The organism is Kocuria sp. CH-021 (genome assembly GCF_049716185.1).
In the GTDB taxonomy this organism is placed as follows: Bacteria; Actinomycetota; Actinomycetes; order Actinomycetales; family Micrococcaceae; genus Kocuria; species Kocuria cellulosilytica.
In genome coordinates this window covers 164,133-187,580 of the sequence record NZ_JBNAFK010000003.1, presented here as the reverse complement: position 1 = coordinate 187,580, position 23,448 = coordinate 164,133, and the positions used below count along the sequence as shown (strand labels likewise).

The following is a 23,448-nucleotide window of genomic DNA, read 5'->3' as shown; positions in this document are numbered from 1 at the left end:
GGCAGACTATCCGAGCCCGGCGGGGGACCGGCACACCGGTCCCCGGCGCCGGCGGTCGGTACAGTGGCGCACGTGAGCACCGAACCTGCGCCGGAGCCGGGGGCCCGCGAGCCCGGCACGCGGCCGGCGTGGGTCACCGCGCTCAAGGGCGGGGCGCTCCTGGTGCTGCTGGGCGTGGCCGTCTGGTACCTCATCGGCCACGAGCTGCCGACCGTGGAGCAGGTGCGGGCCTTCGTCGAGGAATTCGGCGCCTGGGGCCCCCTCGTCTTCGCGGGGGTGTTCGTCCTGGTGGCGGCCACACCGATCCCGGTGACGATCATGGCCGTCTCCGGGGGGTTCCTCTTCGGCATGGCCCAGGGCAGCGTGGTCGGGGTCGTCGCCACCACCGCCGGGGCCTGGCTGGGGTACTGGCTCGCCCGGTTTCTCGGCCGCGACGCCCTGTACCGGCTCGCGGGCAGCCGCGTCGAGGCGGTGGAGCGCAAGCTCGTCGGGAAGGGCTTCCTCACGGTGCTCGTGCTCCGGCCGGTCGTGCCCAACTGGACCCTCAGCTACGGGGCGGGGCTCGTGCGCATCCCGCAGCGCGACTACCTCGGGGCCACCCTGCTGGGCGGGATGCCGGGCCAGGTGAGCTTCGCCGCGGTGGGGGCGTTCACGTCCCGGCCGTCGTGGCCGGCCCTGGCGGTGGTCGCGGCCTCGTGGGCGGTCGTGGTGGTCGTGGGCGTGCTCGCCTGGCGGAGGTCCCGGCACGAGTCCCGGCGCGCGCCCGGTGCCGACGGCGCCGGGAGCACCGAGTAGGCGCAGCCGGTCGGGCCCCGGGCACGGCGACGCCCGGCCCTCGGAACGAGTACCGGGCGTCGGCCGTGCGGTGCGGCCGTGCGGACGCGCCGAGGGTCAGGCGTCGTGGCGGACCGCGGTGGACCCGTCCGACGGCTCGTTGCCGAGGAGGTGCAGCGTGCCGCTCTTGCGGTCGGCGAGGTACTCCTTCATCTCCTTCTTGATGACGGGCAGCAGCAGGTAGACGCCGAGCAGGTTGACGAATCCGCAGACGAACAGCGCCGCGTCGGCGAAGGCGATGACCTCGCTGAAGGTCAGGACGGTGCCGGCCACGGTGAAGAACAGGTAGATGCCGCGGAAGATGTTGTCGCTGAGCCGGCTGCGCCCGAACAGGAACTCCCACGCCTTGAGGCCGTAGTAGAACCAGGTGATCAGGGTGGAGAAGGCGAACAGGATCACCGCGATCGCCAGGATGATCGGGAACCAGGGGATGACCGTGGCGAAGGCGTCCGAGGTGAGGATGACGCCGTCGGGGGCGCCCCCACCGGCCTGCACCTGGTCGATGCCGGCCTGCAGGCTGGGGGCGCTGGCGATGACGATGGCGAGGGCGGTCATGGTGCAGATGATCACGGTGTCCACGAAGGGCTCGAACATCGCCACGAACCCCTCGCTGACGGGGCGGCGGGTCTTGACGGCCGAGTGGGCGATCGGGGCGGAGCCGAGGCCCGCCTCGTTGGAGAACGCCGCGCGCTGGAAGCCCACGATCATGACGCCCAGGACGCCGCCGGCCATGCCCTCCGGGGAGAACGCGCCGTCGATGATGGCGGCGAACGCCGCAGGCACCTGACCGATGTTGACGAAGATGACGACCAGGCACGCGGTGACGTAGACGGCGGCCATGGCCGGCACCAGCCGGCTGGTGGTGGCGCCGATGGACTTGATGCCGCCGATGATGACCAGGCCCACGCAGCCCGCGAGGATCAGCCCGAAGATGAGGGCCGCCCCGGCGCTGCCGAGGAAGCCGTCGGGGCCGCCCGTCACGTTGCGCGCCTGGGCGAACGTCTGGTTGGCCTGGAACATGTTGCCGCCGGCCGCGCCGAACAGGAGGATCGCGACGGCGAAGATGCCGGTGAAGATCTTGGCGACGACGCTGCCGAACTTGCCGTAGGCGACGAGCAGGTACCGGAAGGGCCCGCCGCTGACGGTGCCGTCCTCGTGGACCTCGCGGTACTTCACGCCGAGCGTGCACTCCGCGAACTTCGTGGCCATGCCGAGCAGGCCGGCGCAGATCATCCAGAAGGTGGCGCCCGGCCCGCCGAGGGCCATCGCCGCGCCGACACCGGCGATGTTGCCCAGCCCCACGGTGCCGGACAGCGCGGAGGTCAGGGCCTGGAAGTGGGGGACCTCACCGGGGTCGTCCTTGGACGAGAACTTGCCCCGGACCACGTCCCAGGAGACCTTGAGGCCGCGGAACTGGATGAAGCCGAAGTAGACGGTGAAGATCACGCCGGCCGCGATGAGCCAGGCCACGACGAACGGGAAGCTGACGCCCGCGACGGTGATCGGGACGAAGACGATGGTCGAGAAGACCTCGGTGATGGGGGCGAACGCCGAGTTGATGGCGTTGTCGATGGCCGCCAGCCATTCGACGTCCTCGGCCACGGTCGCCTTGGGTGCCGCTTGTGTGATCTGCATCTCACCACTACACCCTGCCGGAGGGCCGTTGGCAACAGACACGCCTGTCGTCCGAAGTGCGATCTTGTCATGGCAACAAGAAGTTAACACGCGGCGGCCCGGCCTCTCGCGAGAGGCCGGGCCGCCGGGGGTGCTGCTCCGGTGTCGTCGTCGGCGCCGGAGCGCCGGGGTCAGCGACCGGCGTGCGACCCACCGGTCAGGTACTGCGGGGAGGTCATGGCGCACACGCGGAGGCCGCGGGCGAGGTCGCTGCCGGCGCGGCGCAGGGCGCCCTCGGCGCGGATGCCGGCGGGGGCTGCGGCCCGTCCGATGGCGGTGAACAGGAGGGCGGGGAGACCGAAGACGAAGAGCAGAGCCATGGGAACATCGAGCTTTCTGTGCGCGGGGCGAGAAGATCCGTGGGTCCGAGGCTGGGTCGCCGGACGTGCCGGCGAGGGGCTGTTCCTCGGTTGACATCTAAAGTCTAACGGGCCGATAGTGAATCATTCAATGTGATTGTGCTCACGGGAGGAGCGAATTGTTGCGTCTTGACGATATTGACCGGCAGATCATTGCGTCACTGGTCCAGGACAGCCGGGAGAGCTATGCGGCCATCGGCCAGAAGGTCGGTCTGTCGGCCCCCGCGGTGAAGCGCCGGGTGGACGTGCTGCAGCAGACGGGTGCCATCAAGCGCTTCACCGCGGAGGTCGACCCCCTCGTGCTGGGGTGGCACATCCAGGCCTTCGTGGAGCTGCACTGCGACGGCGGCCTGTCGCCGTCGATGATGCGCACGATGGCCGCGGAGATCGCCGAGGTGACCGCCGCGTACACGGTCACCGGCGAGGCGGACGGCATCTTCCTGATCCGCGCGGAGAACACCACCCACCTCGAGGACGTCATGGTCCGGATCAGGGAGTGGAAGGGCGTCAACCACACGAGGAGCTCGGTCATCCTCTCGCACCTGTGAGCGCGTCGCCGCGGGCTCTGTGATACTGGGCACACATCATCGGCGTCAGGACAGCGAGGACGGGACATGGATCAGCAGTCGGATGGAGTGATCGTGGTGGGAGTCGACGGGTCTCCCCAGTCCGTGGCGGCGCTGCGCTGGGCCGCGCGCCTCGCGCCGGCCTACGGCGCGACCCTCACGGTCGTGGGGGCGTGGGAGAACCCGCCCGAGTACGTGAACTTCGTGCACTTCAAGGACGACCACTTCGACGAACTGGCCCGGAAGCGGGTGGACCGGGCGGTCCACGAGGCCTTCGGGGACGACGTCCCGGCCGGGCTGCGCACCGTGGTGGAGTTCGGCCACCCCTCCAAGGTGCTGATGCAGCACAGCGAGGGGGCCACGCTGCTCGTGGTCGGGCGCCGGGGGCACGGCGGCTTCAAGGGGCTGCTGATGGGTTCCACGAGCTCGGCCTGTGTCGCCCACGCCCCCTGCCCGGTCCTCGTCCTCCCCGAGGAGTCGGTCGAGGCCGAGCACGCCGGGGCGGCCGCGAGCGCCGGCTGAGGGCGCCGGCGGCCCCCGGGGCGGCCGGTGCCCGTCACCGCGACGTGCGCCGGCCGCGGCGCGCACGGCGCCCCGCGCTCTGTGATACTGATCACGTCAGGGTGATCACACGAGCAAAGGATCGGGCATGAGCAACGGAACCGCAGCAGCGATCGTCGTCGGGGTCGACGGCTCCCCCCAGTCGGTGGAGGCACTGCGCTGGGCGGCGCGGACCGCGGACGCCCTCGGCGCGGGCGTCAAGGCGGTCGGGGCGTGGGAGTACCCGCCCGAGTACGCCGGGTACGTCCCGCTGGGCAGCGACAACTTCGACGAGATCACCCGGAAGCGGGTCGACAAGGCGGTCCACGAGGCGTTCGGGGACGACGTGCCGGCCGGGCTCAGCACCTCCGTGGTCTTCGGCCACCCGGCCAAGGTCCTGGTGCACGAGAGCGAGGACGCCACGATGCTGGTCGTGGGGCGCCGGGGCCACGGCGGCTTCCGTGGGATGCTGCTCGGCTCGGTCAGCGCCGCGTGCGTCACCCACGCCTCGTGCCCGGTGCTCGTGATCCACGAGGACCCCGACGCCGGGCGGGGGGCTCAGGACCGGCCCGCGTAGTAGCGGCCCAGGACCTCGTCCCGGTACTCGACCCAGGTCCCGTCGGCCATGGCCTCGCGGGCCCCGTCCACCATGCGCACGACGAACCGCTCGTTGTGGATCGACGTGAGCGTGGCGGACAGCCGTTCCTTCGCCTTGAACAGGTGGTGCAGGTACGCCCGGGTGTAGTGCGTGCACGTGTAGCAGTCGCAGCCGGCGTCGATCGGGGCGAGGTCCGTGCGGAAGCGGGCGTTGCTGACGGTGAAGCGGCCGTCCGGGGCGTACACGGTGCCCGAGCGGGCCACCCGGGTGGGGGAGACGCAGTCGAAGGTGTCCACGCCGTTCTCGAGGGCCGTGAAGATGTCGTCCGGCTCCGAGATGCCCAGCAGGTGCCGGGGCCGGTCCTCGGGCAGCTCCTCGCTGCACCAGCGCACGATCGTGCCGAGGTTCTCCTTCTCGAGGGCCCCGCCGATCCCGAAGCCGTCGAAGTCCATCGCCCCGAGGTCCCGGCACGCCTTCCGGCGCAGGTCCTCGTACTGGGCGCCCTGGATCACGCCGAACAGTGCCTGGTACGGCCTGTCGGCGCGCTCCTCGGTGAGCCGCACGTGCTCGGTCACGCACCGCTGCGCCCACCGGCGGGTCCGCTCGAGGGACGACTCCTGGTAGCCGCGGGAGTTGTGCAGCGTGGTCAGCTCGTCGAACGCGAACATGACGTCCGCGCCGAGCCGGTGCTGCACCTGCATCGAGATCTCCGGGGTGAACCGGTGGACGTCCCCGTTGATGTGGGACCTGAACGTGACCCCGTCGTCGTCGACCCGCGCCAGGCGCTCCTTGCCGGTCGCGACGTCGTCGTCCCCCGCCGTCGCGGCCGTGGACATGTCGATGACCTTCCGGAACCCCGACCCCAGGGACATGACCTGGAAGCCCCCGGAGTCCGTGAAGGTGGGGCCGGACCAGTTCATGAACGACCCGAGCCCGCCGGCGGCGTCCAGGACGTCCGCGCCGGGCTGGAGATAGAGGTGGTAGGCGTTGGCGAGCAGGGCCTGCGCGCCGAGCTCCGCCATGGACTCGGGCAGCACCGCCTTGACGGTGGCGGCGGTGCCGACGGGGACGAAGGCGGGGGTCCGGATCGTCCCGTGCGGCGTGGTGATGGTCCCGGTGCGGCCCAGGAACGGGCCGCCGCCCCCGGCGCGTCCCCGGGGGGCCGGGGCGGTGTCGGCCAGGCGGTGCTCCGGCTCGAAGCCGAAGGCGGCGCGGGCGGCGCTGGGCGGAAGGGTCTTCTCAGGTGCGGGCACCCGTCCATTGTGCGGCACCGGCCGGGGCCGTGGAGCGCGGTCCGGGCCGGGGCCCAGGGCCCCGTGCGCGGGCGGGACCGCTCAGCGGCCCCAGCCGGCGTGGGCCACGGCCTGGCGCACCAGGTCCCCGCGTCCGCCCGCGAACTCGGCCTGGACCTCCGGGCTGAGCGCCTCCTCGGGGCTCATCCAGGACAGCTGCAGGGCGTCCTGGCGCGGGCTGCACTCGCCGCGCACCGGCACGATGTAGCTCAGCGCCACGGCGTGCTGGCGGTCGTCGGTCAGGCCGGTCTCGGACGGGGAGGGGAAGAACTCGGCCACGGCGAACGGCGTGGTGGACACCGGCAGCTGCGGGAAGGCCATGGCGCCCAGGTCCTTCTCCAGGTGGCGCAGGAGCGCCGCCCGGATGGTCTCCCGGTACAGCACCCGCCCGGAGACGAGCGTGTACATCATCTCGCCCTGGGGGGTGGCCTGCAGCAGCAGCCCGATCTCGGAGAGGTAGCCCAGCGGGTCGAGCCGGACCGGCAGGGCCTGCACGTACACCATCGGCAGGCGGCGGCGGGCCTCCTGCAGATCGTCCTCGTTGAGCCAACCGGGATGCGGATCGGGGGTGCGGAGGAAACTCATACTGCTGTTCTATCCCAAGACCCCGGGCGGGGCCACGGCCCCCGCCGCCCCGGAGGGCCGGTTCAGCGCACAGCGGAGCCGGGAGCTCCCGCCGCGGTCACGGGCGGGTCAGCCGGGCGGCGGCCTCCAGGACCGTCCACGCCTGCACCTGGGTGGACAGCTCGACCGGCACGCCGGGGCGCTGCGACTCGTCGGCGTGCCGCGCCGGGTCCGGGGAGAAGATCGCGACCGTCTCGCCGGCGGCCGTGCTGTCCGGCGCGCTGAAGTCGACCGCCGGGTCGAACTCCCGCCGTCCCGCCCACAGGGCGTCGGCGGTGCCCGTCACCAGCTCCGCCGCGGTGCCGCGGACCGCGGCGGGCAGGCCCGGGTGCAGGGCGGCGTCGGCGAGGTAGCGGGCCAGGATCCCGCTGAACAGGCCGGCGTCCCCACCCCCGTGGGTGCGCAGGACGGGGTGCCCGTCCAGCTCCCGGCCGTACTCCGCCGCGGCGCCCGCCACCACGTCGGCGGCCGCGCCCAGCAGGTCCGCCCGGTCCGGCCCGGCCGTGCCCGGGGCGTCCGCGAGCTCGAGCAGCGCGCCGAGCACGGGCCCGGAGTTGTAGCTGAACAGTCTCTCGTCCAGGCGGGTCACCTCCGCCCCGGATCCGGCGGCGACCAGGCGCAGGCCGTCGTGGAAGACCTTCCGCTCGGGGTTCCACAGGGTGCCCCGCAGCCAGCCGAGCACCGCACGGGCCTCCTCCGTGCGGTGCGTGCGCACGAAGGCCAGGGCCGTGGGCGCGGAGGACGCCGTGTTCTTGACGTCGTGGCGGGTGTTCCAGAAGACCCCGCCGCCGAGGTCCCCGGTGTGGCCCTGCTCCAGCCTGGCGAGCAGGGCGCTGCCGGCGTCGAGGCACGCCACGTCCGGCCGGCCGGTCAGGGCGCGGTCCAGTCCGGCGAGGCGGCCCACGGCCAGCAGCAGCCACGCCATGTCGTCGTAGTAGGAGTTGTGGGTCACCCGGCCGCCGCTGCGCAGGGTGATGCCCCGCAGCAGCCGGTGCCCCTCCCGGCGGAACCTCCCCGCCCGCGCGGGCTCGTCCAGGTGCCGGAGCCCGGCGTCCACCAGCGCGTCGAGCAGGTGCGCCTGCCACCAGTAGTGCCACGGGGCCTTCAGGGACGTGGGACGCGGGTGCGCCGGGGCGCCGAGCAGCGTGCCGGGCACCCCCAGCGCCCGCCCGCCGAACAGCTCCCGGACCGAGTGCGCCGCCCGGTCCGCCTGCTCGGACCGCTCCGCGGCCGTGGCGGCAGGTCCGGCGGCGCCGGTGGGCTCGGTGGTCTCGGTGCGGTGCGCGGCGCTCGCGCCGGTCGTCGTGGGCATGGGGGCTCCTGTGTCGGCGGGGGAGAAGTGCTGCGACCGAGCCTAGGCGCTCGCCGGGGGCGGCGGGACGCCCCGGTCCCGGGCCCGGCCGAGGAAGAGCCGCCGGTGCAGGGTCTCGGCCGGTCCGGGCCGGCCCTGCCGCTCCAGCACGGCCGCACCGAGCAGCGTGGCCAGCCACACGGCGGAGCCGAGCAGCAGCGCGGCGGTGGGCGTCAGGGAACGGCCAAGGCCCAGCGCGAACGGGGGCAGCAGCACGGTGAACAGCACGGACTGCGCGAGGTAGCCGCTCATCGACCGGCGGCCCAGGGCCTGCAGCGACCACAGCGCGGGGTGCTCCCGCGCCCTGAGGGGTCCCGCCGCGGCGCCGGGGGCGCCGCGCAGCACCCGGTCGCAGACCAGCGCCACCACGAGCGCGTAGCCGATCCCCTGGGCGGCCCCTGTCACCGCGTCCGCCCCGGTGAGCACGGACCCCGCGACGGCAGAGGGCTCGAGCCGGTCCGTGGTCAGGAGCCCGGTGCCGGCGCCCGTGAGCAGCCCGAGGCCGATGCCGGCCAGTGCGGCGGCGAGCAGCCGGCCGCGGCGGGGACCGGGCTCCTCGAGCACCCGGTACCGGCTCAGGGCCAGCCCGAGCAGCAGCATGGGCAGCAGTCCCAGCAGCTGGAGCGGGGCGAAGGACACCACCCCGAGTCCTTCGGCGAGCCCGAGCGCCAGCCGCTCCGGGACGGAGCCCGCCACCAGGCTGGGGAACGGCGGCGCGCCCGGCGACCGCACGGCCCAGCTCGCCGCGCCGTAGAGGACCATGAGGACCGAGCCGAGGGCCGCGAGGACCACGAGGGTGAGCGTGCTCTCGGCGATCAGCACGGCCAGGAAGAGCCCCCCGAACGCGTAGGCGGTGATGATGTCCCCGGGGAAGAGCAGGCAAGCGTGCAGGGCCCCGAAGAGCAGCAGCCACCCGTAGCGGCGCAGCAGCAGCCGGCGCGCCAGGGGCAGGGGCGTGCCGCGGGCCGCCTCCCGCGCGGTGATCTGGCCCACACCGTAGCCCACCAGGAACGAGAACAGGGGGAAGCCGCGGCCGTCCACCAGCATCGACATGGCCATGTTGACGACGTCGTCCGCCGTCCACCCCGCGGTGCCGGCGCCGGTCCCCAGGGTCCGGTCCCGGGGGCCGTCGGTGGGCCCGGCCGCCCAGATCCACACGGTGATGTTGGCGACCGCGATGACCCAGAGCATGAGCCCCCGGGCCACGTCCGGGGCCGGGACGCGCCCGGCCGCCCGGGGGGCGCGCGGAGCGCTCACGCGGCGTCGCCGGTCATGAGGGCGCGCCGGCTCTCGAGCACGAGCGGCACGCCGGTCACGGGGTGGACGAGGGCGATCCGCCGGGCCAGCAGCTGCAGCGGGCGGTCCGGGTCCTCCGCGCCGGCCGGCCGCACCTCCGGGTACAGGGGGTCGTGCCGGACGGGCACGCCCAGCCCGGCCAGGTGCACCCGGATCTGGTGGGTGCGCCCGGTCTCGGGCCGGACGGCGTAGCGGGCCCACGTCCCCTCCGCGTCCGTGAACGGCGGCCCGGCCGCCTCGAGCACGGTGCGCGCGTTGACGGGGCCCGGGACCTCCCGCGCCTGCAGGGACGTGCGGTCCTTGACGATGCGGGACTCGACGAGGCGGGGCAGGTCCAGGCCGGGCCGGTGCTCGGCCACGGCCTCGTACTCCTTGCCCACCGCCCGCGCCTGGAAGAGGCTCTGGAACCGGCCGCGGGTGGCGGGGTCCCGCGAGAGCAGCAGGACCCCGGCGGTGCCGCGGTCGAGCCGGTGCAGCGGGGAGAGCCGGTCCTCGCCGCGGGAGCGGCGCAGCTTCACGAGCGCGCTCTGCGCCACGAACCCGCCGCGCGGTGTGGTGGGCAGCCCGTGCGGCTTGTCGACCGCCAGCAGCCACTCGTCCTCGAACAGCACCGGCAGGTCCCCGGGCAGCTCCGGCTCCTCGGGCAGGGCACGGTGGTACCAGACCGAGGCGCCGGGGCGGAAGGGGGCGCCGGGGGAGAGCGGCCGTCCGGCGTCGTCGACGATCCCGCCGCAAGCGAAGAGCTCCTCGAGCTCCGGGGCGGACGCGGGGAACCGGTTCAGCAGGTGGTCGCGGACGGTCCCGGGGGCCTCGGCCTCCCCGGCGGGCAGCCGGACCCGGACGGGGTCCACGCCGTCCCGCAGCGGCAGGGGAGCGGGGGCGGGCCGACGTCGTCGCATGGTTCCCGATCGTGCTCCGCCCGCGCCCCGTTGTCCACTCCGCGGGCCCGCGTTCCGCCGGCCCGCGGTTCCTGCGAGAATGGACGCGCACGTCACCGCCCTCCGACCGGAACGAGGCCCATGGCAGCCGAAGAGGTCGTCCTCCTGGACGACGAGCACCGTCCCATCGGGACCGCGCCCAAGGCCGGGGTGCACACCACGGACACCCCGCTGCACCTCGCGGTCTCGTGCTACGTCCTCGACGACGCCGGACGGCTGCTGCTGACCCGCCGGGCGCTCGCCAAGAAGACCTGGCCCGGGGTGTGGACCAACAGCTTCTGCGGCCACCCGGGCCCGGGCGAGGGGTTCGTCGAGGCCATCGCCCGCCGGGCGGGCCAGGAGCTGGGCTTCGAGGTGACGGGGATGCGGGAGGTGCTGCCCGACTTCCGCTACCGGGCGGTGGACGCCTCCGGGATCGTGGAGAACGAGTTCTGCCCCGTCTACGTGGCGCGGGCCACCGGCCGGCCGCGGCCCCTGCCCGCGGAGGTCGCGGAGGTCGCCTGGATCGCCCCGGAGGAGCTGTTCGCCGCCGCGGCGGCCGCGCCGTTCCTGCTCAGCCCCTGGCTGCTCGAGCAGGTCGCGGACGACCGGCTGCGCGGGGCGCTCACGGAGCGGGCGCCCGCCCGCCCGTAGCGGCCCGCCCCGCGGCCGCCGGCTCACTCCATCCGCCCGGCCAGGTCGGCGGCCACCGTCTCGAGGGCGGCCCGCAGCGCGAGGATCGCCGGGCGGTGCGCGCTCGAGCCGCGGATCGAGGTGAACACCGTCCGCCGCGGCCCGGTCGGCAGGTCGACCAGCCGGCAGGGCGAGTCCCCGCCCGCCCACATGAGGTCCGGCATGAGCGCCACGGCGTTGCCGGACTCCACGAGCCGGGTCTGCGCCTGCAGGTCCGCCGTCGAGAACCGGACGTCGGGCTCGAAGCCCGCCCGCCGGCACAGCTGCTCGCCCCAGTGCCGGGAGGCGGCGCCGCGCGGCTCCATGACCCACGGCAGCTCGCGGGCCTCCCGCAGGGACGTGACGGACGCGTGCTCGGGGCCGGGCGGAACGGCCAGGCGGATGGCGTCCGTGATCAGCCGCCGCCGGTCCAGGTCGGGGTGGTGGGCGGCGGCGTGGCTCGGGTACTGCTCGGCCACGACCACGTCGAACTCCCGGGTCCACGTCTCGTAGAGCGCCCGCTCCGGCTCCGCCTGCACCATCTCGACCCGCACCTCCGGGTGCTCGCGGCGCATGGCGCCCAGCACCTCGGGGAGCAGGGCCAGGGCCGCGGACTGGAACACGGCGACCCGCACGGTGCCGGTGACCGTGCTCAGCGACGCCGCCAGGTCCGACTCGGTGCGCTCCAGGACGTCGAGCAGCTCGGTGGTGCGCGCCACCAGGATCTCCGCCTGCGGGGTGAGCTGGACCCGCCGGCCGGCCTTGGACAGCAGCGCCACCCCGGCTTCCTTCTCCAGCGCGGAGAGCTGCTGGGAGACCGCTGAGGGGCTGAAGTTCAGGGCCGTGGCGACCTCCGCGAGGGTGCCCCGCAGCGCGAGTTCCCGGAGCAGCCGCAGCTTGCGCACGTCCAGCACGGCGCCACCTCCAAAGGGTCAGTTCCGCTGATGAATGATCTGCGGAAACATTCACTTTATCCGAATCGTCCCGGGCCGCATAGTGGAGACATCGCAGTGCTTTCGGCCCAACCCAGGGAGTACCACCCATGACCACGATCCCCGTCCCCGCGACCGCGCCCACCCCCGCGGATCCGTCGACAGGTCGCACCCTTCCCCACGCCGCCGTTCCCGGGTCGCTCCCCGAGCAGGCCGTGGCCACGGTGCGCCGCTGGCTCACCGAGGCCGAGGAGTTCCCCAAGGACGCCTCGGGCGAGCAGCTGGCCGGGGTGCTCAAGGATCCCAGCGGCCTGGACTTCACGGTCGGGTTCGTCGACGGCGTCATCCGCCCCGAGGACGTCCGGGTGGCCGCCCGCAACCTGGCCCGGCTGGCGCCGAAGGTCCCCGCCTTCCTGCCCTGGCACCTGCGCACCGCGGTGCGCGCGGGCGGGGCCCTGGCCCCGGTCGCCCCGCAGGTCGTGATCCCGGCGGCCCGCAGGGCGCTGCGCGAGATGGTCGGGCACCTCATCGTGGACGCCAGCGAGGCGAAGCTCGGGAAGTCGATCGCGAAGATCCGCAAGGACGACGTCCGGCTCAACGTCAACCTCCTGGGCGAGGCCGTGCTCGGGGACCGCGAGGCCGCCCGCCGGCTCCAGGGCACCCATGACCTGCTGGCCCGCCCCGACGTCGACTACGTCTCCATCAAGGTCTCCTCCACCGTCGCCCCGCACTCCGCCTGGGCCTTCGACGAGGCCGTCGCCGAGGTCGTCGAGAAGCTGACCCCGCTGTACGCGCAGGCCGCCTCCTTCACCACGCCGAAGTTCATCAACCTGGACATGGAGGAGTACAAGGACCTCGACATGACCCTGGAGGTCTTCACGCGGATCCTCGACCAGCCCCGGTTCCGGGAGCTCGAGGCCGGCATCGTGCTGCAGACCTACCTGCCCGACTCCCTCGCGGCGATGATCCGCCTGCAGGAGTGGGCCCGGGCGCGCCGCGCCGCCGGCGGCGCCCCCGTGAAGGTGCGCGTGGTCAAGGGCGCGAACCTGCCGATGGAGCAGGTCGAGGCCTCCCTGCACGACTGGCCCCTGGCGACCTGGGGCACCAAGCAGGACTCGGACACCCACTACAAGCGGGTCCTCAACTACGCCCTGCAGCCCGAGCACGCGGACGCCGTGCGCATCGGGGTGGCCGGGCACAACCTCTTCGACATCGCCTTCGCGTGGCTGCTGGCCGCCGAGCGCGGCGTGTCCGGGGCCGTCGACTTCGAGATGCTGCTGGGCATGGCGACCGGCCAGGCCGAGGCCGTCAAGCGCGACGTCGGCTCCCTGCTGCTCTACACCCCCGTGGTGCACCCGGCCGAGTTCGACGTGGCCATCGCCTACCTGATCCGCCGCCTGGAGGAGGGGGCGTCCCGGGAGAACTTCATGTCCGCGGTCTTCGAGCTGGCCGAGGACGAGGAGCTCTTCGAGCGCGAGAAGCAGCGCTTCCTCGCCTCCCTGGCCGGGCTCGACGACACCGTGCCCGCCCCCCACCGGGTCCAGGACCGCAGCCTGCCGGAGGCGCCCGCCCCGACCGACGCGTTCGCCAACACGCCGGACACCGACCCCGCCGTGGCCGCCAACCGGGACTGGGGCCGGGCGATCCTCGACCGCGTCCCGGGCTCCCGGGCCGGCACGGACACCGTCACGGCCGCGGCGCTGCGCACGGAGGAGCAGCTCGACCGCGTCATCGACGCGGCCCTCGAGGCCGGCCGCGGCTGGGCCGCGCTGACCGGCGCCCAGCGCGCCGAGGTGCTCCACCGGGCCGGCGAGGCCCTGGCCTCCCGCCGCGCCGAGCTGCTCGAGGTCGCGGCCGCGGAGGCCGGCAAGACCCTCGACCAGGCCGACCCGGAGATCAGCGAGGCCATCGACTTCGCCCACTACTACGCCGAGCGCGCCCGGGAGCTGGACGAGGTCGACGGCGCGTCCTTCGTCCCCTCCCGGCTCACCGTGGTGACCCCGCCGTGGAACTTCCCGGTGGCCATCCCGGCCGGGTCCGCGCTGGCCGCCCTCGCGGCCGGCTCCCCGGTCGTGTTCAAGCCGGCCGGCCCGACCAAGCGCTGCGGCGCCGTGGTGGCCGAGGCCGTCTGGGAGGCCCTGGACGCCTCCGGGGTGTCCCGCGACGTGCTCGCCCTCGTGGACCTGGAGGAGCGTGCCCTCGGCCGCCAGCTGATCTCCCACCCCTCGGTGGACCGGCTGATCCTCACCGGCGCCTACGAGACGGCCGAGCTCTTCCGCTCCTTCCGCAGCGACCTGCCCCTGCTGGCGGAGACCTCGGGGAAGAACGCCCTGATCGTGGCTCCCAGCGCGGACTTCGACCTCGCCGCCAAGGACGTCGCCTACTCGGCGTTCGGCCACGCGGGCCAGAAGTGCTCGGCCGCGTCCCTGGTCATCCTCGTCGGCTCCGTGGCGCAGTCCCGCCGCTTCCGCAACCAGCTCGTGGACGCGGTGACCTCCCTGACCGTCGACCACCCCACCAACCCCGCCGCGCAGATGGGCCCGCTCACCGAGCCCGCCGAGGGCAAGCTGCTCCAGGCCCTGACCACCCTGGAGGAGGGCCAGTCCTGGCTGATCGAGCCGCAGCAGCTCGACGGGACCGGCCGGCTGTGGAGCCCGGGCGTGCGCACGGGCGTGCAGCGCGGCTCCGAGTTCCACCAGGTCGAGTACTTCGGCCCGGTGCTCGGCGTGATGACCGCCGAGACCCTGGAGGAGGCCGTGGCCATCCAGAACGAGGTGGAGTACGGGCTCACGGCCGGGCTGCACTCGCTGGACCCGGAGGACATCGCCTACTGGCTCGAGCACGTCCAGGCCGGCAACCTCTACGTCAACCGCCACATCACCGGGGCCATCGTCCAGCGCCAGCCCTTCGGCGGCTGGAAGAAGTCGGCGGTCGGTCCCGGCACCAAGGCCGGCGGTCCCAGCTACCTCATGGGCCTGGGCGAGTGGGAGCCGGCACCGCTGCGCGGGGACGGGCTGCCCGTGGCCGACGCGGCCGTCGTCGAGCTGCTGCAGGCCGCGCAGTCGGGGACGGCGGAGCTCGTGCCGGCCGAGGCGGAGAGCCTCGAGCAGGCGCTGCGCAGCGACGAGGCCGCCTGGGCCGAGGAGTTCGGCGTGGCCAAGGACGTCACCGGCCTCTACGCCGAGCGCAACGTCTTCCGCTACCTGCCCCTGCCCGTGACGGTGCGCCTGTCCGAGGGCGAGCCGCTGGCCGACCTGCTGCGCGTCGTCGCCGCCGGGCTGCGGGCGGGCTCCGCCCTGACCGTCTCCTCGGCGCGCGAGCTGCCCGCCCCGGTGCGCGCCGTGCTCACCGACCGCGGCGTGCCCGTGCAGGTGGAGGACGACGCCGCGTGGCTGGCCGGCGCCCCGGCCCTCGGCGGCGGCCGCGTCCGGCTGATCGGCGGGGACCGTGCGGCGTTCATCGCCGCGACGGGCTCGCGCCCGGACCTCGCCGTCTACGCCCACCCCGTGACCGGGGCCGGCCGGGTCGAGATGCTGCCGTTCCTGCACGAGCAGGCGGTCAGCATCACCGCCCACCGCTTCGGCACGCCCCACCGGCTCACGGACGAGCTGATCTAGCGGCTCACCCCGCGCAGCGCGGGGTGAGGCGGTGGCACCAGGGCATCCCGTGCCCGAGGACGGGCTCACCGCGCTGCGGACCGCAGTCGTGCCCCGGTCCCGGGGACGGGAGAGGCGCCGCCCTCGCGGATCAGTGCGAGAGCGGCGCCCACGGAGCCCGGCCGGCTGTGCTCCGGTGTCCCCCCAGGTGCATCGCACATCGGACCCGTGAGCCGCCGGGACTCGTCACCGCAAGGTTACTGACTTGTAGACCAGTGTTCCGCATTTCGTAAGGCGGCTCACAACCCGGGTGGGCGCCGCCTCCACGTGCGGGGACGCCCTCCGGCGACCGGGGGTGCTGCTGTCGCGCCGGGGCGCGCGGAACGGGGCTCAGTAGTCGGTGCGCGCGGCGTTGCGGGCCCATGCCTCGAACGGCGCGGTGCGCTCGTCGAGGGCCACGGGGAGGACCTGCAGGGACCGCTCGTGCTCGGGCTTGGCGAAGTACTCGTAGAACTCCGCGTCGTCGAAGCCGCCGGAGGCCGCGTCGTGCCGGTCCGCGGCGTACCAGACGGCGTCCAGCCGGGCCCACAGGGAGGCCGACAGGCACATGGGGCACGGCTCGCAGCTGGAGTAGAGCGTGGCGCCGGAGAGGTCGAAGGTGCCCAGCTCGCGGCAGGCGTTGCGGATCGCCATGACCTCGGCGTGGGCGGTGGGGTCGTTCTCCGCCGTGACGCGGTTGACCCCGGGGAAGCGGCGGCCGTCGGGGGCGACGACGACGGCGCCGAAGGGTCCGCCGTCGACGGCCGCGTTGCCCACCGCCAGGTCGATGGCCTCGAGCAGCAGCTCCCGGGCGTCGGGAGGCGGCGTGCGGTCTGTGTCCATGCGGATCTCCCGGTGTGGGCGCAGGGGCCGCCGCGGAGCCTCCCGGCCCGGGGCGGGGTGGGGCGCCGACGGCGGCCGCCGCGAGGTCGACGGTGCGGTTCCGCCTGCTGGGCGGTCTCCGGGGATCCGGACCCGCCGCGGGCTTGTCCAGAGGCTACCGAGGAGTCTGCCGGACCACAACGGCCGCGGCGGCGGAGGAGCGGCTCCCGGACGGGGCGTCGCCCGCAGGGCTCCGTCCCGCCCTCAGGCGGCCCGGCCGGTGTCCACGGGCAGCCCGCCGAGGCGCCACTCGAGCAGACCGTCCTCGAGCCGGCGGGCCCGGCGTCCCCGGGCGCGCAGGAGGTCCACGGCCTCGTGGGCGAGCACGCACCAGGCGCCGCGGCAGTACGCCACGACCTCCCGCCCGTCCGGCAGCTCCGCCAGCCGCGCGGACAGCTCCTCCAGCGGGATGGAGACGGCCCCGGGGATGTGGGCGGCGGCGTACTCCTCGGGCGGCCGGACGTCCAGGACGGTGAGCTCCCCGGCCTCCGCCCGGGCCAGCAGTTCGTCGCGGTGCACCTCCCGCTCGCCCGCCTCCCCGGCGAGGGCGCCGCCGGTGCCGAGGTAGTCCTCGCGGGCGCGTTCCACCTCGGCCAGACGGTCGCCGGCCACGGTGCGCAGCTGCGCGTAGAGGCGTGCCACGTCCTGTCCCGCCAGGTCGTAGTGGATCCTCGTCCCGTCCCGGCGGGTGGTCACCAGTCCGGCCTGCTTGAGCACCTGCAGGTGCGCCGAGGCGGTGCTCAGGCCCAGGCCTGCGGCCGCGGCGAGGTTCTCCACGCTGCGCTCGCCCTGGGTCAGCAGGTCCAGCAGCTCCAGCCGCTTCCCGTTGCCCAGGGCCTTGCCCACTCGGGCCAGCTGCTCGAAGAGCGCGGCCTTCTTGCCCGGGTCCCCCATGTCATCCTCCAAAGATCTGTGGAACACTGTTGGAAGCATTGTTCCACGCTTCCGTGGAATACCGGACCACTCGCCGCCCGGCGGGTCCACGACACGAGAGGGAACGGTCATGAACCGGCGCACGAGCCCCCGCCCCACGGCTTCCCGGCCCCTCCGCCTGGGCCTGCGCGCCAACGCCGCCCAGTTCGCCCTGCTGGTGGCGGTCAACGCCCTGGTCGGCGGCATGGTCGGCCAGCAGCAGACCGTGCTGCCGTTGCTGGCCGAGGGCGAGTTCGGGCTCAGCGGCTACACCTTCATCTTCACCTACGTGGCCGCCTTCGGGATCACCAAGGCGATCGCCAACTGGTTCGCCGGGACCTTCTCCGACCGGTACGGGCGCAAGCCCGTGCTGCTGGTCGGCTGGCTGTTCGCCGTGCCCGTGCCGCTGATGCTGATCTTCGCCCCGGACTGGGGATGGGTCGTGGCGGCCAACGTGCTGCTGGGCATCAACCAGGGCCTGACCTGGTCCACGACCGTGGTGATGAAGATCGACCTCGTGGGCCCGGCCCAGCGCGGGCTGGCCATGGGGCTCAACGAGGCCGCCGGCTACGGTGCGGTGGCCGTGACCTCCCTGCTGGCCGGGTACCTGGCCGAGCAGTACGGGCTGCGCCCGGCGCCGTTCCTGCTGGGCATCGCCTACACCGCCCTGGCGCTGCTGCTGTCCGGGGTGTTCGTCAAGGAGACCCGGGCTCACGCCCTGCTCGACGCCGGCCGGCACACCCCCCGCGCCGACGGCCTCCACGACCATCTGCACGGGGAGCTCACCGACCGCCAGGTCATCGCCCAGACCAGCCTCAAGGAGCCGGCACTGTCCTCGGCGAGCCAGGCGGGGCTGGTCAACAACCTCAACTTCGGGCTCTCCTGGGGGCTGTTCCCGCTGCTGTTCGCCACCGCCGAGCTGACCGTGGGACAGATCGGGCTGCTCTTCGCCCTCTACCCCGGAGTGTGGGGGATCGGGCAGCTGGTCACCGGCGCCCTGTCGGACCGCATCGGGCGCAAGCACCTGATCACTGCCGGAATGGCCGTCCAGGCCGCCGCCCTGGTGCTCATCGCCCTGGGGGAGGGCTTCGGCGGCTGGGCCGCCGGCACCGTGCTGCTGGGGGCCGGTACCGCGATGGTCTATCCGACCCTGCTCGCGGTGGTCGGTGACGTGGCGCACCCGGTGTGGCGCGGCCGTGCCGTGGGCGTCTATCGCGTCTGGCGCGACCTGGGCTACGCGGTCGGGGCCGTCCTCGGCGGGATCGTGGCCGACCTGCTGGGCCTGCACGCAGCCGTCTGGGCCGCCGCCGGCATCAGCGCCGTCTCGGCGCTGGTGGTGGCGGTGCGGATGTACGAGACCCACCGCCCGATCGCGGCCGCGCCGCGGCCCTGAGCCCCCGCCCGCGACGCCCCGGCCCTGCGCGGCCGGGGCCTGCCCAGCAGGGTGCGGGCCCGGGCGTGCTGCGGCCGGTCGCTAGAGTGGAAGCCACCCACCCGCCCCACCGGGACCGCACCCCACCGGGCCCGGCCCGGGCGCCGGTGCCGCACCGGCGACCCGGACCCCGAACTCCCCAGGAGGGCACTCCTCCCATGGCCGACCTGCTCGACTTCAACCACGGCGGCGCCACGCATCCCGGCGCGCGCGCCGCCGTCCATCCCGGCGCGGACTCGGGCGAGCACGTGGTGCTGTACACCGTGGTCGCCGAGACGGACGAGCACATCGTCCTCGACGACGGCTTCACCTACGACAAGCGCACCGGCGTGGTCCAGGGCCCCGCCGGACGCCCCACGCTCCAGAACCGCATGACGGCCACCGAGGGCAGCGCGATGTTCGCGTCCTGGTCCCCCATCGCCCAGCAGCCCCGCCGCCCGTTCCCGGCCGGCGCCCCCGGCGGCGGCTCCGGTCCGCAGGGCGCCCCGGAACGCCGCCTCAGGACGGTGCTCCGCCGCCTCGGCCGTCGGCGAGGCCGGTGACCCGCGGCGGCGGGCGGCGGGGCAGCGCGCTGACGGCGTGCGGCGCCGGCAGGCCATAGGCTGGACGGCGGACCTGTCCACCCGTTCCCCTGAGGAGTGCACCGTGCCCCTGATCCAGCGACACCTGTTCGGCCCCGGCCCGTCCAACCCCTACCCGGAGGCCACCGCGGCGCTGGGCCACCCGCTGCTCGGCCACCTGGATCCCGCCTTCCTCGACATCATGGACAGCGCCTGCGACGGCCTGCGCACGGTCTGGGGCACGGACAACCGGCGCACCCTGCCGCTGAGCGCCACGGGCTCCGCCGGCATGGAGGCGGCGTTCGTCAACACCGTGGAGGAGGGCGACGTCGTCGTCGTCGCCGTCAACGGCCTGTTCGGCGAGCGGATGTGCGACGTCGCGGCCCGCTGCGGTGCCGAGGTGGTGCGCGTGGACTTCCCCTACGGGGAGCCGATCGACCCGCAGCGCGTCGCGGAGGCGCACCCGTCCCCCAAGATCATCGCGGCGGTGCACGCGGAGACCTCCACGGGCGTGCGCTCCGACATCGCCGCGCTGGGCGCGCTCAAGGGCGACGCCCTGCTGCTCGTGGACGCGGTCACGTCCATCGGCGGCATCGAGCTGCGCGCGGACGACTGGGGCGTGGACCTCGGCTACGCGGGCACCCAGAAGTGCCTGGGGGTCGCCCCGGGGCTGGCGCCGTTCACGATCTCGGACGCCGCGTTCGAGCGCCGGGTGCAGCACCCCCGCTCCTGGTACCTCGACCTCGGCATGCTCGGCGGCTACGTGGGCGAGGCCCAGGGCGGTGCCCGCACCTACCACCACACCGCGCCGACGGCGATGATCGCGTCCCTGGACGCCGCGCTGCGCCGGATCGCCGAGGAGGGCCTGGAGAACGTCTGGGCCCGCCACCAGGCCGCCGGGGACGCGCTCCAGGCGGGGCTGCAGGACATGGGCCTGGAGCTGTTCGCCGCCGAGGGGCACCGCCTGCCGGAGCTGACCACGGTCAAGGTGCCCGAGGGCGTCGACTCCGCCTGGGTGCGGTCCTACCTGCTGGAGCACTTCTCCGTGGAGATCGGGGCGGGCGTCAAGGAGTACGCGAACACGGTGTGGCGGATCGGCCTGATGGGCCCCAATGCCCACGCCGGATCGGTGGCCCTCGTCCTGGGCGCCCTGCAGGAGGCGCTGCGGAAGGCCCCCGCACTGGTCTGAGCCGTCCCTGCGCGCCGTGGTCCGCCGCCCGCACCGGTCCCGCCCGCACCGGTCCCGCCCGCACCGGTCCCGCCCGCACCGTGCGGGCGGGACCGGCGAGCGCGCGGGGCGGACCTCGCCGCGCGCACCGGGCGGGTGCCGCGGGAGTTCTCAGCCGAGGTCGGTCTCGGAGCGCTCGATGCGCTCCCCGGTGCCGGGATCCGCCACGGTGCTGCGGGTGGAGCGGCGCCGGGACGGCACGGCGGCGGCGATCAGGACCAGGGCGAGGTAGGCGACGCCCACCCAGAAGATGATCTGGCCGGCCAGTGCGAGGTTGACCGGGCCCACGACGGACGGCAGCGCCAGCCAGAGGATCAGGCCGACGGCGATGGTGATCAGGGGGCCGGCAGGGTTGAGTCGCATGGCGGGTCCTCTCGGGAGGGCGGACGGAGCACGAACGTATTAAGTAAAGCAAATCAATGCTCGATCATGGGGAACGCGCCCAGCCGGGGCGGGGAGCACGTCCGGCGGGACACGGCACTGCCCGCCGTGCCCGACGCGCGGAGTCATGTTCGGTCGCGGCCGCGCCCGTTCCCCGCGGCACCCCGGCGCCCCGCGTGCCGTGCCCCGGCGCCCCGCCCGCGGGACCGCCCCGGCACGGCTCGGGACCGGCCCGGGAGCGTGCCGCCGAAGAGCTCTCTGACCAGGAGCGACTCCCGGGTCGACTCCCGGGTCGGGGCCCGGACGGGCCCCGATCCGGCTCGGCGCGGTCCCCTGGCGGGCACGGGCCCGGCCCGGTGCCCGCGGCGCCGGGAACGCGGCCACGGGGCGGCCCGGCACGCCGCTGCCCGCCGCTGCGCCGGACTGCTGGCCGGACCCGTGCGGCTCTGCTTCTATTGAGGAACGTGGGGGCCTACCGAGGAGGAACATCCGATGGAAACCTGGATCTGGATCGTGCTGGCCGTGGTCGTGCTGGCCGTGGTGCTCCTGGCCGTGCTGGCCGGGAGCCGCAAGAAGAAGGAGCGCGACGCCGCCCAGCGGCGGGAGGACCAGGAGCGCGCCGCCGAGCTGCGCTCCCGCAGCGAGGAGGAGGACCTCTCGGCCCGTGAGCGCAAGGCGGACGCCGACGCGGCCCGTGCCGAGGCCGAGCGGGCCCGGATCGAGGCCGACCGCCTCGAGCAGGACGCCCAGCGGCGGGCCGAGGACGCCGAGAAGGTGCGCCAGGAGGCGGAGACCCACCGCCGGGACGCCGCGGCGCTTTCCCCGGACGGGGACGACTCCACGGCCGGTGCCACCCCGCGCGGCCGCCACGAGGACGGCGCCGGCCACGAACGGGACGCCCGTTCCGACGACGCCCCCTGGCAGGACGTCGACGCCGGGCCGGACACGCGCTCCCGGGGCGACGGTGATCTCCGGTCCGACGGCGACGCCGGGCCGGACACGCGCTCCCGGGGCGACGGTGATCTCCGGTCCGACGGCGACGCCGGACCCGACCCGCGGACCCGGGGCGACGGCGAGCCCGGGCCCGGGGACCGGCCGCGCGCCTGAGCCCCGGTGACGCCCGCGGCCGGTGCCGGGATCCCGGCACCGGGCGCGGGCCCGGACGCTCCTGCGGTCACTTCTCCCAGGGAGCCTTGATGGGGTAGTAGCGCTCGAGGAAATCCGTCATCCGCTCGGCGCGCTCGGGTGCGGGCACCTCCGGGAAGCTGCCGTCGTTGAGGCAGAACATGTCCAGGTTGCGCCGGCCGAGCAGCTTCTCCATCTGCTGCAGCCCGGAGCGCGTGGTGGTGTCCACGTACTGGGTGCGGGCCGTCTCCTGGGTCACGGCCCGGCCGGTCAGCAGCGCGTAGTAGTGGTAGAGCGAGTTCGTGACCGAGATGTTGTCCGCCGCCCGGAAGCGGCTGGCCGCGGTGCGGGCGAACTCGGCGGGGAACTCCCGCTCCATCTCGGCCACCACGCTGCGCCGCAGGGGCGCGGCGCAGTGCTGCAGGTGGCGGGTGGTGATCCGGCCGAAGCGCTCCCACAGGAGCCGGCGGTTGACGCGGGCGGCGTTCTCGAAGCCCGAGCGCTCGGCGGAGTTCTCGCCCAGGCCGATGCGGGTCTCGTTCTCCACGAACTTCGTGATCCCCCCGGGCGAGAAGAACAGCGCCGGGCCGATCGGGCGGCCGAAGAACATGTCGTCGTTGGAGTACAGGTAGTGCTCCGAGAGCCCCTCGATGTGGTGCAGCTGCGCCTCCACCGCCTGGGAGTTGTAGATCGGCAGGGCCGAGGTGTCCGCGAAGAACTCCTCGCTGCGCACGACCCGCACGCGCGGGTGCTCGGCCAGCCACGCCGGCGGCCGGGAGTCGGTGGCGATGTAGATGTTGCGCACCCAGGGGGCGAACATGTGCACCGAGCGCAGGGCGTACTTCAGCTCGTCGACCTGCCGGAACCGGGCCTCGTGCGCGTCGCCCTCGCCCACCACGGCGTCGGCCATGTACGAGGCCCGGACCCTGCGGTACTCCTCGTCGGAGCCGTCCACCCACGAGAAGATCATGTCGACCGCGAAGTCGATGTCGATGGCGTGGTCGGCGAACATGTTCTCGATCGTGGGCCAGGTGAGACCGAAGCGCTCCACGGTGCCGCGCACGGCCTCGGCCACCGGGACGGTGCGCCGGGTCAGCGAGTTCTCGATGGGCAGCCGGATCTCGTCCTCCCCGAACTCCCAGAGCTCCACCTGCACGCCCGTGCCCGCGCCGTAGTAGAGCTGGGCCTCCGCGGAGTAGTGGGGCCGGAACAGCCGCAGCACCCGGGCGTTGCGGCGGGAGGACAGCTCGCCGTCGGCCAGCAGCTGCACGGTCTTCTTCTTGGTGTCCATCGGCTTGACGTAGTAGGGCTCGCCCACGGCCGCGTCCACCAGGGCCTGCCGGAGCCGGGGCCGGTCCTTGAGGTCCACCGCGATGACGGGGCGCTCGTCGTTGCCCCGCACCAGCAGGTAGTCGACTCCCGCGGAGTCCAGGACCCCGCGCAGGAAGAGCAGGTTCTGGACCATGACGTCGTGCGGGGTCTGGTCCGTGATCCGCAGGGCGAAGCGGTCCTTGTAGCGGACGACGTCCTCGCGCTGGTCCAGGGCCGCGGCCGAGGCACGGGACGCGGAGCGGAACTCCTCACCGTCCGCGCCGTCCTCGGGTGCCGCGAAGTACTCTGCGCCGAGCAGGGTCGTGT

22 protein-coding genes are annotated in these 23,448 nt (G+C 74.2%); 10 read left to right on the top strand and 12 right to left on the bottom strand.

Annotated features, from left to right (window positions below; translation table 11 throughout):
• Positions 1–72: 72 nt before the first annotated feature.
• Positions 73–795: a TVP38/TMEM64 family protein gene (locus tag ACPYN7_RS03370; RefSeq protein WP_157571347.1), complete on the top strand. Its 723-nt coding sequence runs from the start codon at positions 73–75 to the stop codon at positions 793–795.
• 96 nt (positions 796–891) lie between these two features.
• On the opposite strand, the gene ACPYN7_RS03365 is transcribed toward ACPYN7_RS03370, so the two are convergent.
• Positions 892–2,469: an alanine/glycine:cation symporter family protein gene (locus ACPYN7_RS03365; protein ID WP_424346689.1), complete on the bottom strand. Its 1,578-nt coding sequence runs from the start codon at positions 2,467–2,469 to the stop codon at positions 892–894.
• Positions 2,470–2,639: 170 nt separating this feature from the next.
• A complete protein-coding gene (locus tag ACPYN7_RS03360; protein WP_058873885.1) occupies positions 2,640–2,828 on the bottom strand; it encodes a hypothetical protein in 189 nt (62 codons plus the stop codon).
• A gap of 161 nt (positions 2,829–2,989) precedes the next feature.
• Between ACPYN7_RS03360 and ACPYN7_RS03355 the strand changes: the two genes are divergently transcribed.
• From ACPYN7_RS03355 to ACPYN7_RS03345, 3 genes are all read left to right on the top strand, one after another.
• Complete coding sequence (locus tag ACPYN7_RS03355; protein WP_231738330.1) at positions 2,990–3,415, top strand: Lrp/AsnC family transcriptional regulator; 426 nt, start codon at positions 2,990–2,992, stop codon at positions 3,413–3,415.
• A gap of 66 nt (positions 3,416–3,481) precedes the next feature.
• Positions 3,482–3,955, top strand: a complete 474-nt coding sequence (locus ACPYN7_RS03350; protein WP_058873887.1) for a universal stress protein — start codon at positions 3,482–3,484, stop codon at positions 3,953–3,955.
• A 127-nt stretch (positions 3,956–4,082) separates the two neighbouring features.
• Positions 4,083–4,550, top strand: a complete 468-nt coding sequence (locus ACPYN7_RS03345) for a universal stress protein (protein WP_424346688.1) — start codon at positions 4,083–4,085, stop codon at positions 4,548–4,550.
• Here the strand turns inward: ACPYN7_RS03345 and tgt are convergent.
• From tgt to ACPYN7_RS03320, 5 genes are all read right to left on the bottom strand, one after another.
• Positions 4,532–5,824, bottom strand: a complete 1,293-nt coding sequence (tgt, locus tag ACPYN7_RS03340; RefSeq protein WP_424346687.1) for a tRNA guanosine(34) transglycosylase Tgt — start codon at positions 5,822–5,824, stop codon at positions 4,532–4,534. The genes ACPYN7_RS03345 and tgt overlap by 19 nt on opposite strands.
• Positions 5,825–5,905: 81 nt before the next feature.
• Positions 5,906–6,448, bottom strand: coding sequence for an NUDIX hydrolase family protein (locus ACPYN7_RS03335; protein ID WP_424346686.1), 543 nt, complete (start codon positions 6,446–6,448; stop codon positions 5,906–5,908).
• Positions 6,449–6,545: 97 nt separating this feature from the next.
• The gene (locus ACPYN7_RS03330; protein ID WP_082697033.1) at positions 6,546–7,799 is read right to left on the bottom strand and encodes a glycoside hydrolase family 76 protein; all 1,254 of its coding nucleotides are present in this window, start codon (positions 7,797–7,799) and stop codon (positions 6,546–6,548) included.
• Positions 7,800–7,841: 42 nt separating this feature from the next.
• Positions 7,842–9,095 (bottom strand): DUF418 domain-containing protein, encoded by a 1,254-nt coding sequence (locus ACPYN7_RS03325; protein WP_424346685.1) that lies wholly within the window; start codon positions 9,093–9,095, stop codon positions 7,842–7,844.
• Positions 9,092–10,033, bottom strand: coding sequence for a pseudouridine synthase (locus ACPYN7_RS03320; RefSeq protein WP_424346684.1), 942 nt, complete (start codon positions 10,031–10,033; stop codon positions 9,092–9,094). Before ACPYN7_RS03320 ends, ACPYN7_RS03325 begins: the two co-directional genes overlap by 4 nt.
• Before the next feature lie 120 nt (positions 10,034–10,153).
• Between ACPYN7_RS03320 and idi the strand changes: the two genes are divergently transcribed.
• Entirely contained in the window at positions 10,154–10,705 is a 552-nt protein-coding gene (gene idi, locus ACPYN7_RS03315; protein WP_058873893.1) for an isopentenyl-diphosphate Delta-isomerase, read from the top strand.
• 23 nt (positions 10,706–10,728) lie between these two features.
• Here idi and ACPYN7_RS03310 read toward each other — a convergent pair whose 3' ends face one another.
• The gene (locus ACPYN7_RS03310; protein WP_368825064.1) at positions 10,729–11,637 is read right to left on the bottom strand and encodes a LysR substrate-binding domain-containing protein; all 909 of its coding nucleotides are present in this window, start codon (positions 11,635–11,637) and stop codon (positions 10,729–10,731) included.
• A gap of 128 nt (positions 11,638–11,765) precedes the next feature.
• On the opposite strand from ACPYN7_RS03310, the gene ACPYN7_RS03305 reads away from it, so the two are divergent.
• A complete protein-coding gene (locus tag ACPYN7_RS03305) occupies positions 11,766–15,272 on the top strand; it encodes a proline dehydrogenase family protein (RefSeq protein ID WP_424346683.1) in 3,507 nt (1,168 codons plus the stop codon).
• Between the two features lie 369 nt (positions 15,273–15,641).
• Here ACPYN7_RS03305 and ACPYN7_RS03300 read toward each other — a convergent pair whose 3' ends face one another.
• Both ACPYN7_RS03300 and ACPYN7_RS03295 read right to left on the bottom strand, forming a co-directional pair.
• A complete protein-coding gene (locus tag ACPYN7_RS03300) occupies positions 15,642–16,133 on the bottom strand; it encodes a nucleoside deaminase (RefSeq protein WP_058873896.1) in 492 nt (163 codons plus the stop codon).
• A gap of 243 nt (positions 16,134–16,376) precedes the next feature.
• Complete coding sequence (locus tag ACPYN7_RS03295) at positions 16,377–17,066, bottom strand: ArsR/SmtB family transcription factor (protein ID WP_058873897.1); 690 nt, start codon at positions 17,064–17,066, stop codon at positions 16,377–16,379.
• 109 nt (positions 17,067–17,175) lie between these two features.
• On the opposite strand from ACPYN7_RS03295, the gene ACPYN7_RS03290 reads away from it, so the two are divergent.
• From ACPYN7_RS03290 to ACPYN7_RS03280, 3 genes are all read left to right on the top strand, one after another.
• Positions 17,176–18,477 (top strand): MFS transporter, encoded by a 1,302-nt coding sequence (locus ACPYN7_RS03290; RefSeq protein WP_058873898.1) that lies wholly within the window; start codon positions 17,176–17,178, stop codon positions 18,475–18,477.
• Between the two features lie 197 nt (positions 18,478–18,674).
• Positions 18,675–19,058 carry a hypothetical protein gene (locus tag ACPYN7_RS03285; RefSeq protein WP_424346682.1) on the top strand — a complete coding sequence of 128 codons (384 nt, stop codon included), beginning with the start codon at positions 18,675–18,677 and terminating at the stop codon, positions 19,056–19,058.
• Positions 19,059–19,161: 103 nt separating this feature from the next.
• Positions 19,162–20,265 carry a pyridoxal-phosphate-dependent aminotransferase family protein gene (locus tag ACPYN7_RS03280; RefSeq protein WP_058873900.1) on the top strand — a complete coding sequence of 368 codons (1,104 nt, stop codon included), beginning with the start codon at positions 19,162–19,164 and terminating at the stop codon, positions 20,263–20,265.
• A 150-nt stretch (positions 20,266–20,415) separates the two neighbouring features.
• On the opposite strand, the gene ACPYN7_RS03275 is transcribed toward ACPYN7_RS03280, so the two are convergent.
• Positions 20,416–20,667, bottom strand: coding sequence for a DUF6458 family protein (locus tag ACPYN7_RS03275; RefSeq protein ID WP_368825053.1), 252 nt, complete (start codon positions 20,665–20,667; stop codon positions 20,416–20,418).
• A 510-nt stretch (positions 20,668–21,177) separates the two neighbouring features.
• Between ACPYN7_RS03275 and ACPYN7_RS03270 the strand changes: the two genes are divergently transcribed.
• On the top strand, positions 21,178–21,792 hold the full coding sequence (locus tag ACPYN7_RS03270) for a hypothetical protein (RefSeq protein WP_424346681.1): 615 nt from the start codon (positions 21,178–21,180) through the stop codon (positions 21,790–21,792).
• Positions 21,793–21,859: 67 nt separating this feature from the next.
• Here ACPYN7_RS03270 and ACPYN7_RS03265 read toward each other — a convergent pair whose 3' ends face one another.
• Complete coding sequence (locus ACPYN7_RS03265) at positions 21,860–23,440, bottom strand: stealth conserved region 3 domain-containing protein (RefSeq protein ID WP_424346727.1); 1,581 nt, start codon at positions 23,438–23,440, stop codon at positions 21,860–21,862.
• Positions 23,441–23,448 lie beyond the last annotated feature (8 nt).

Coding starts and splice junctions, on each gene's coding strand:
- ACPYN7_RS03365 (WP_424346689.1), bottom strand. CDS start 2,469: ATGCAGATCACACAAGCGGCACCCAAGGCGACCGTGGCCGAGGACGTC.
- ACPYN7_RS03320 (WP_424346684.1), bottom strand. CDS start 10,033: ATGCGACGACGTCGGCCCGCCCCCGCTCCCCTGCCGCTGCGGGACGGC.
- ACPYN7_RS03290 (WP_058873898.1), top strand. CDS start 17,176: ATGAACCGGCGCACGAGCCCCCGCCCCACGGCTTCCCGGCCCCTCCGC.
- ACPYN7_RS03285 (WP_424346682.1), top strand. CDS start 18,675: ATGGCCGACCTGCTCGACTTCAACCACGGCGGCGCCACGCATCCCGGC.
- ACPYN7_RS03270 (WP_424346681.1), top strand. CDS start 21,178: ATGGAAACCTGGATCTGGATCGTGCTGGCCGTGGTCGTGCTGGCCGTG.
- ACPYN7_RS03295 (WP_058873897.1), bottom strand. CDS start 17,066: ATGGGGGACCCGGGCAAGAAGGCCGCGCTCTTCGAGCAGCTGGCCCGA.
- ACPYN7_RS03350 (WP_058873887.1), top strand. CDS start 3,482: ATGGATCAGCAGTCGGATGGAGTGATCGTGGTGGGAGTCGACGGGTCT.
- ACPYN7_RS03335 (WP_424346686.1), bottom strand. CDS start 6,448: ATGAGTTTCCTCCGCACCCCCGATCCGCATCCCGGTTGGCTCAACGAG.
- ACPYN7_RS03360 (WP_058873885.1), bottom strand. CDS start 2,828: ATGGCTCTGCTCTTCGTCTTCGGTCTCCCCGCCCTCCTGTTCACCGCC.
- ACPYN7_RS03345 (WP_424346688.1), top strand. CDS start 4,083: ATGAGCAACGGAACCGCAGCAGCGATCGTCGTCGGGGTCGACGGCTCC.
- ACPYN7_RS03330 (WP_082697033.1), bottom strand. CDS start 7,799: ATGCCCACGACGACCGGCGCGAGCGCCGCGCACCGCACCGAGACCACC.
- ACPYN7_RS03275 (WP_368825053.1), bottom strand. CDS start 20,667: ATGCGACTCAACCCTGCCGGCCCCCTGATCACCATCGCCGTCGGCCTG.
- ACPYN7_RS03305 (WP_424346683.1), top strand. CDS start 11,766: ATGACCACGATCCCCGTCCCCGCGACCGCGCCCACCCCCGCGGATCCG.
- ACPYN7_RS03300 (WP_058873896.1), bottom strand. CDS start 16,133: ATGGACACAGACCGCACGCCGCCTCCCGACGCCCGGGAGCTGCTGCTC.
- idi (WP_058873893.1), top strand. CDS start 10,154: ATGGCAGCCGAAGAGGTCGTCCTCCTGGACGACGAGCACCGTCCCATC.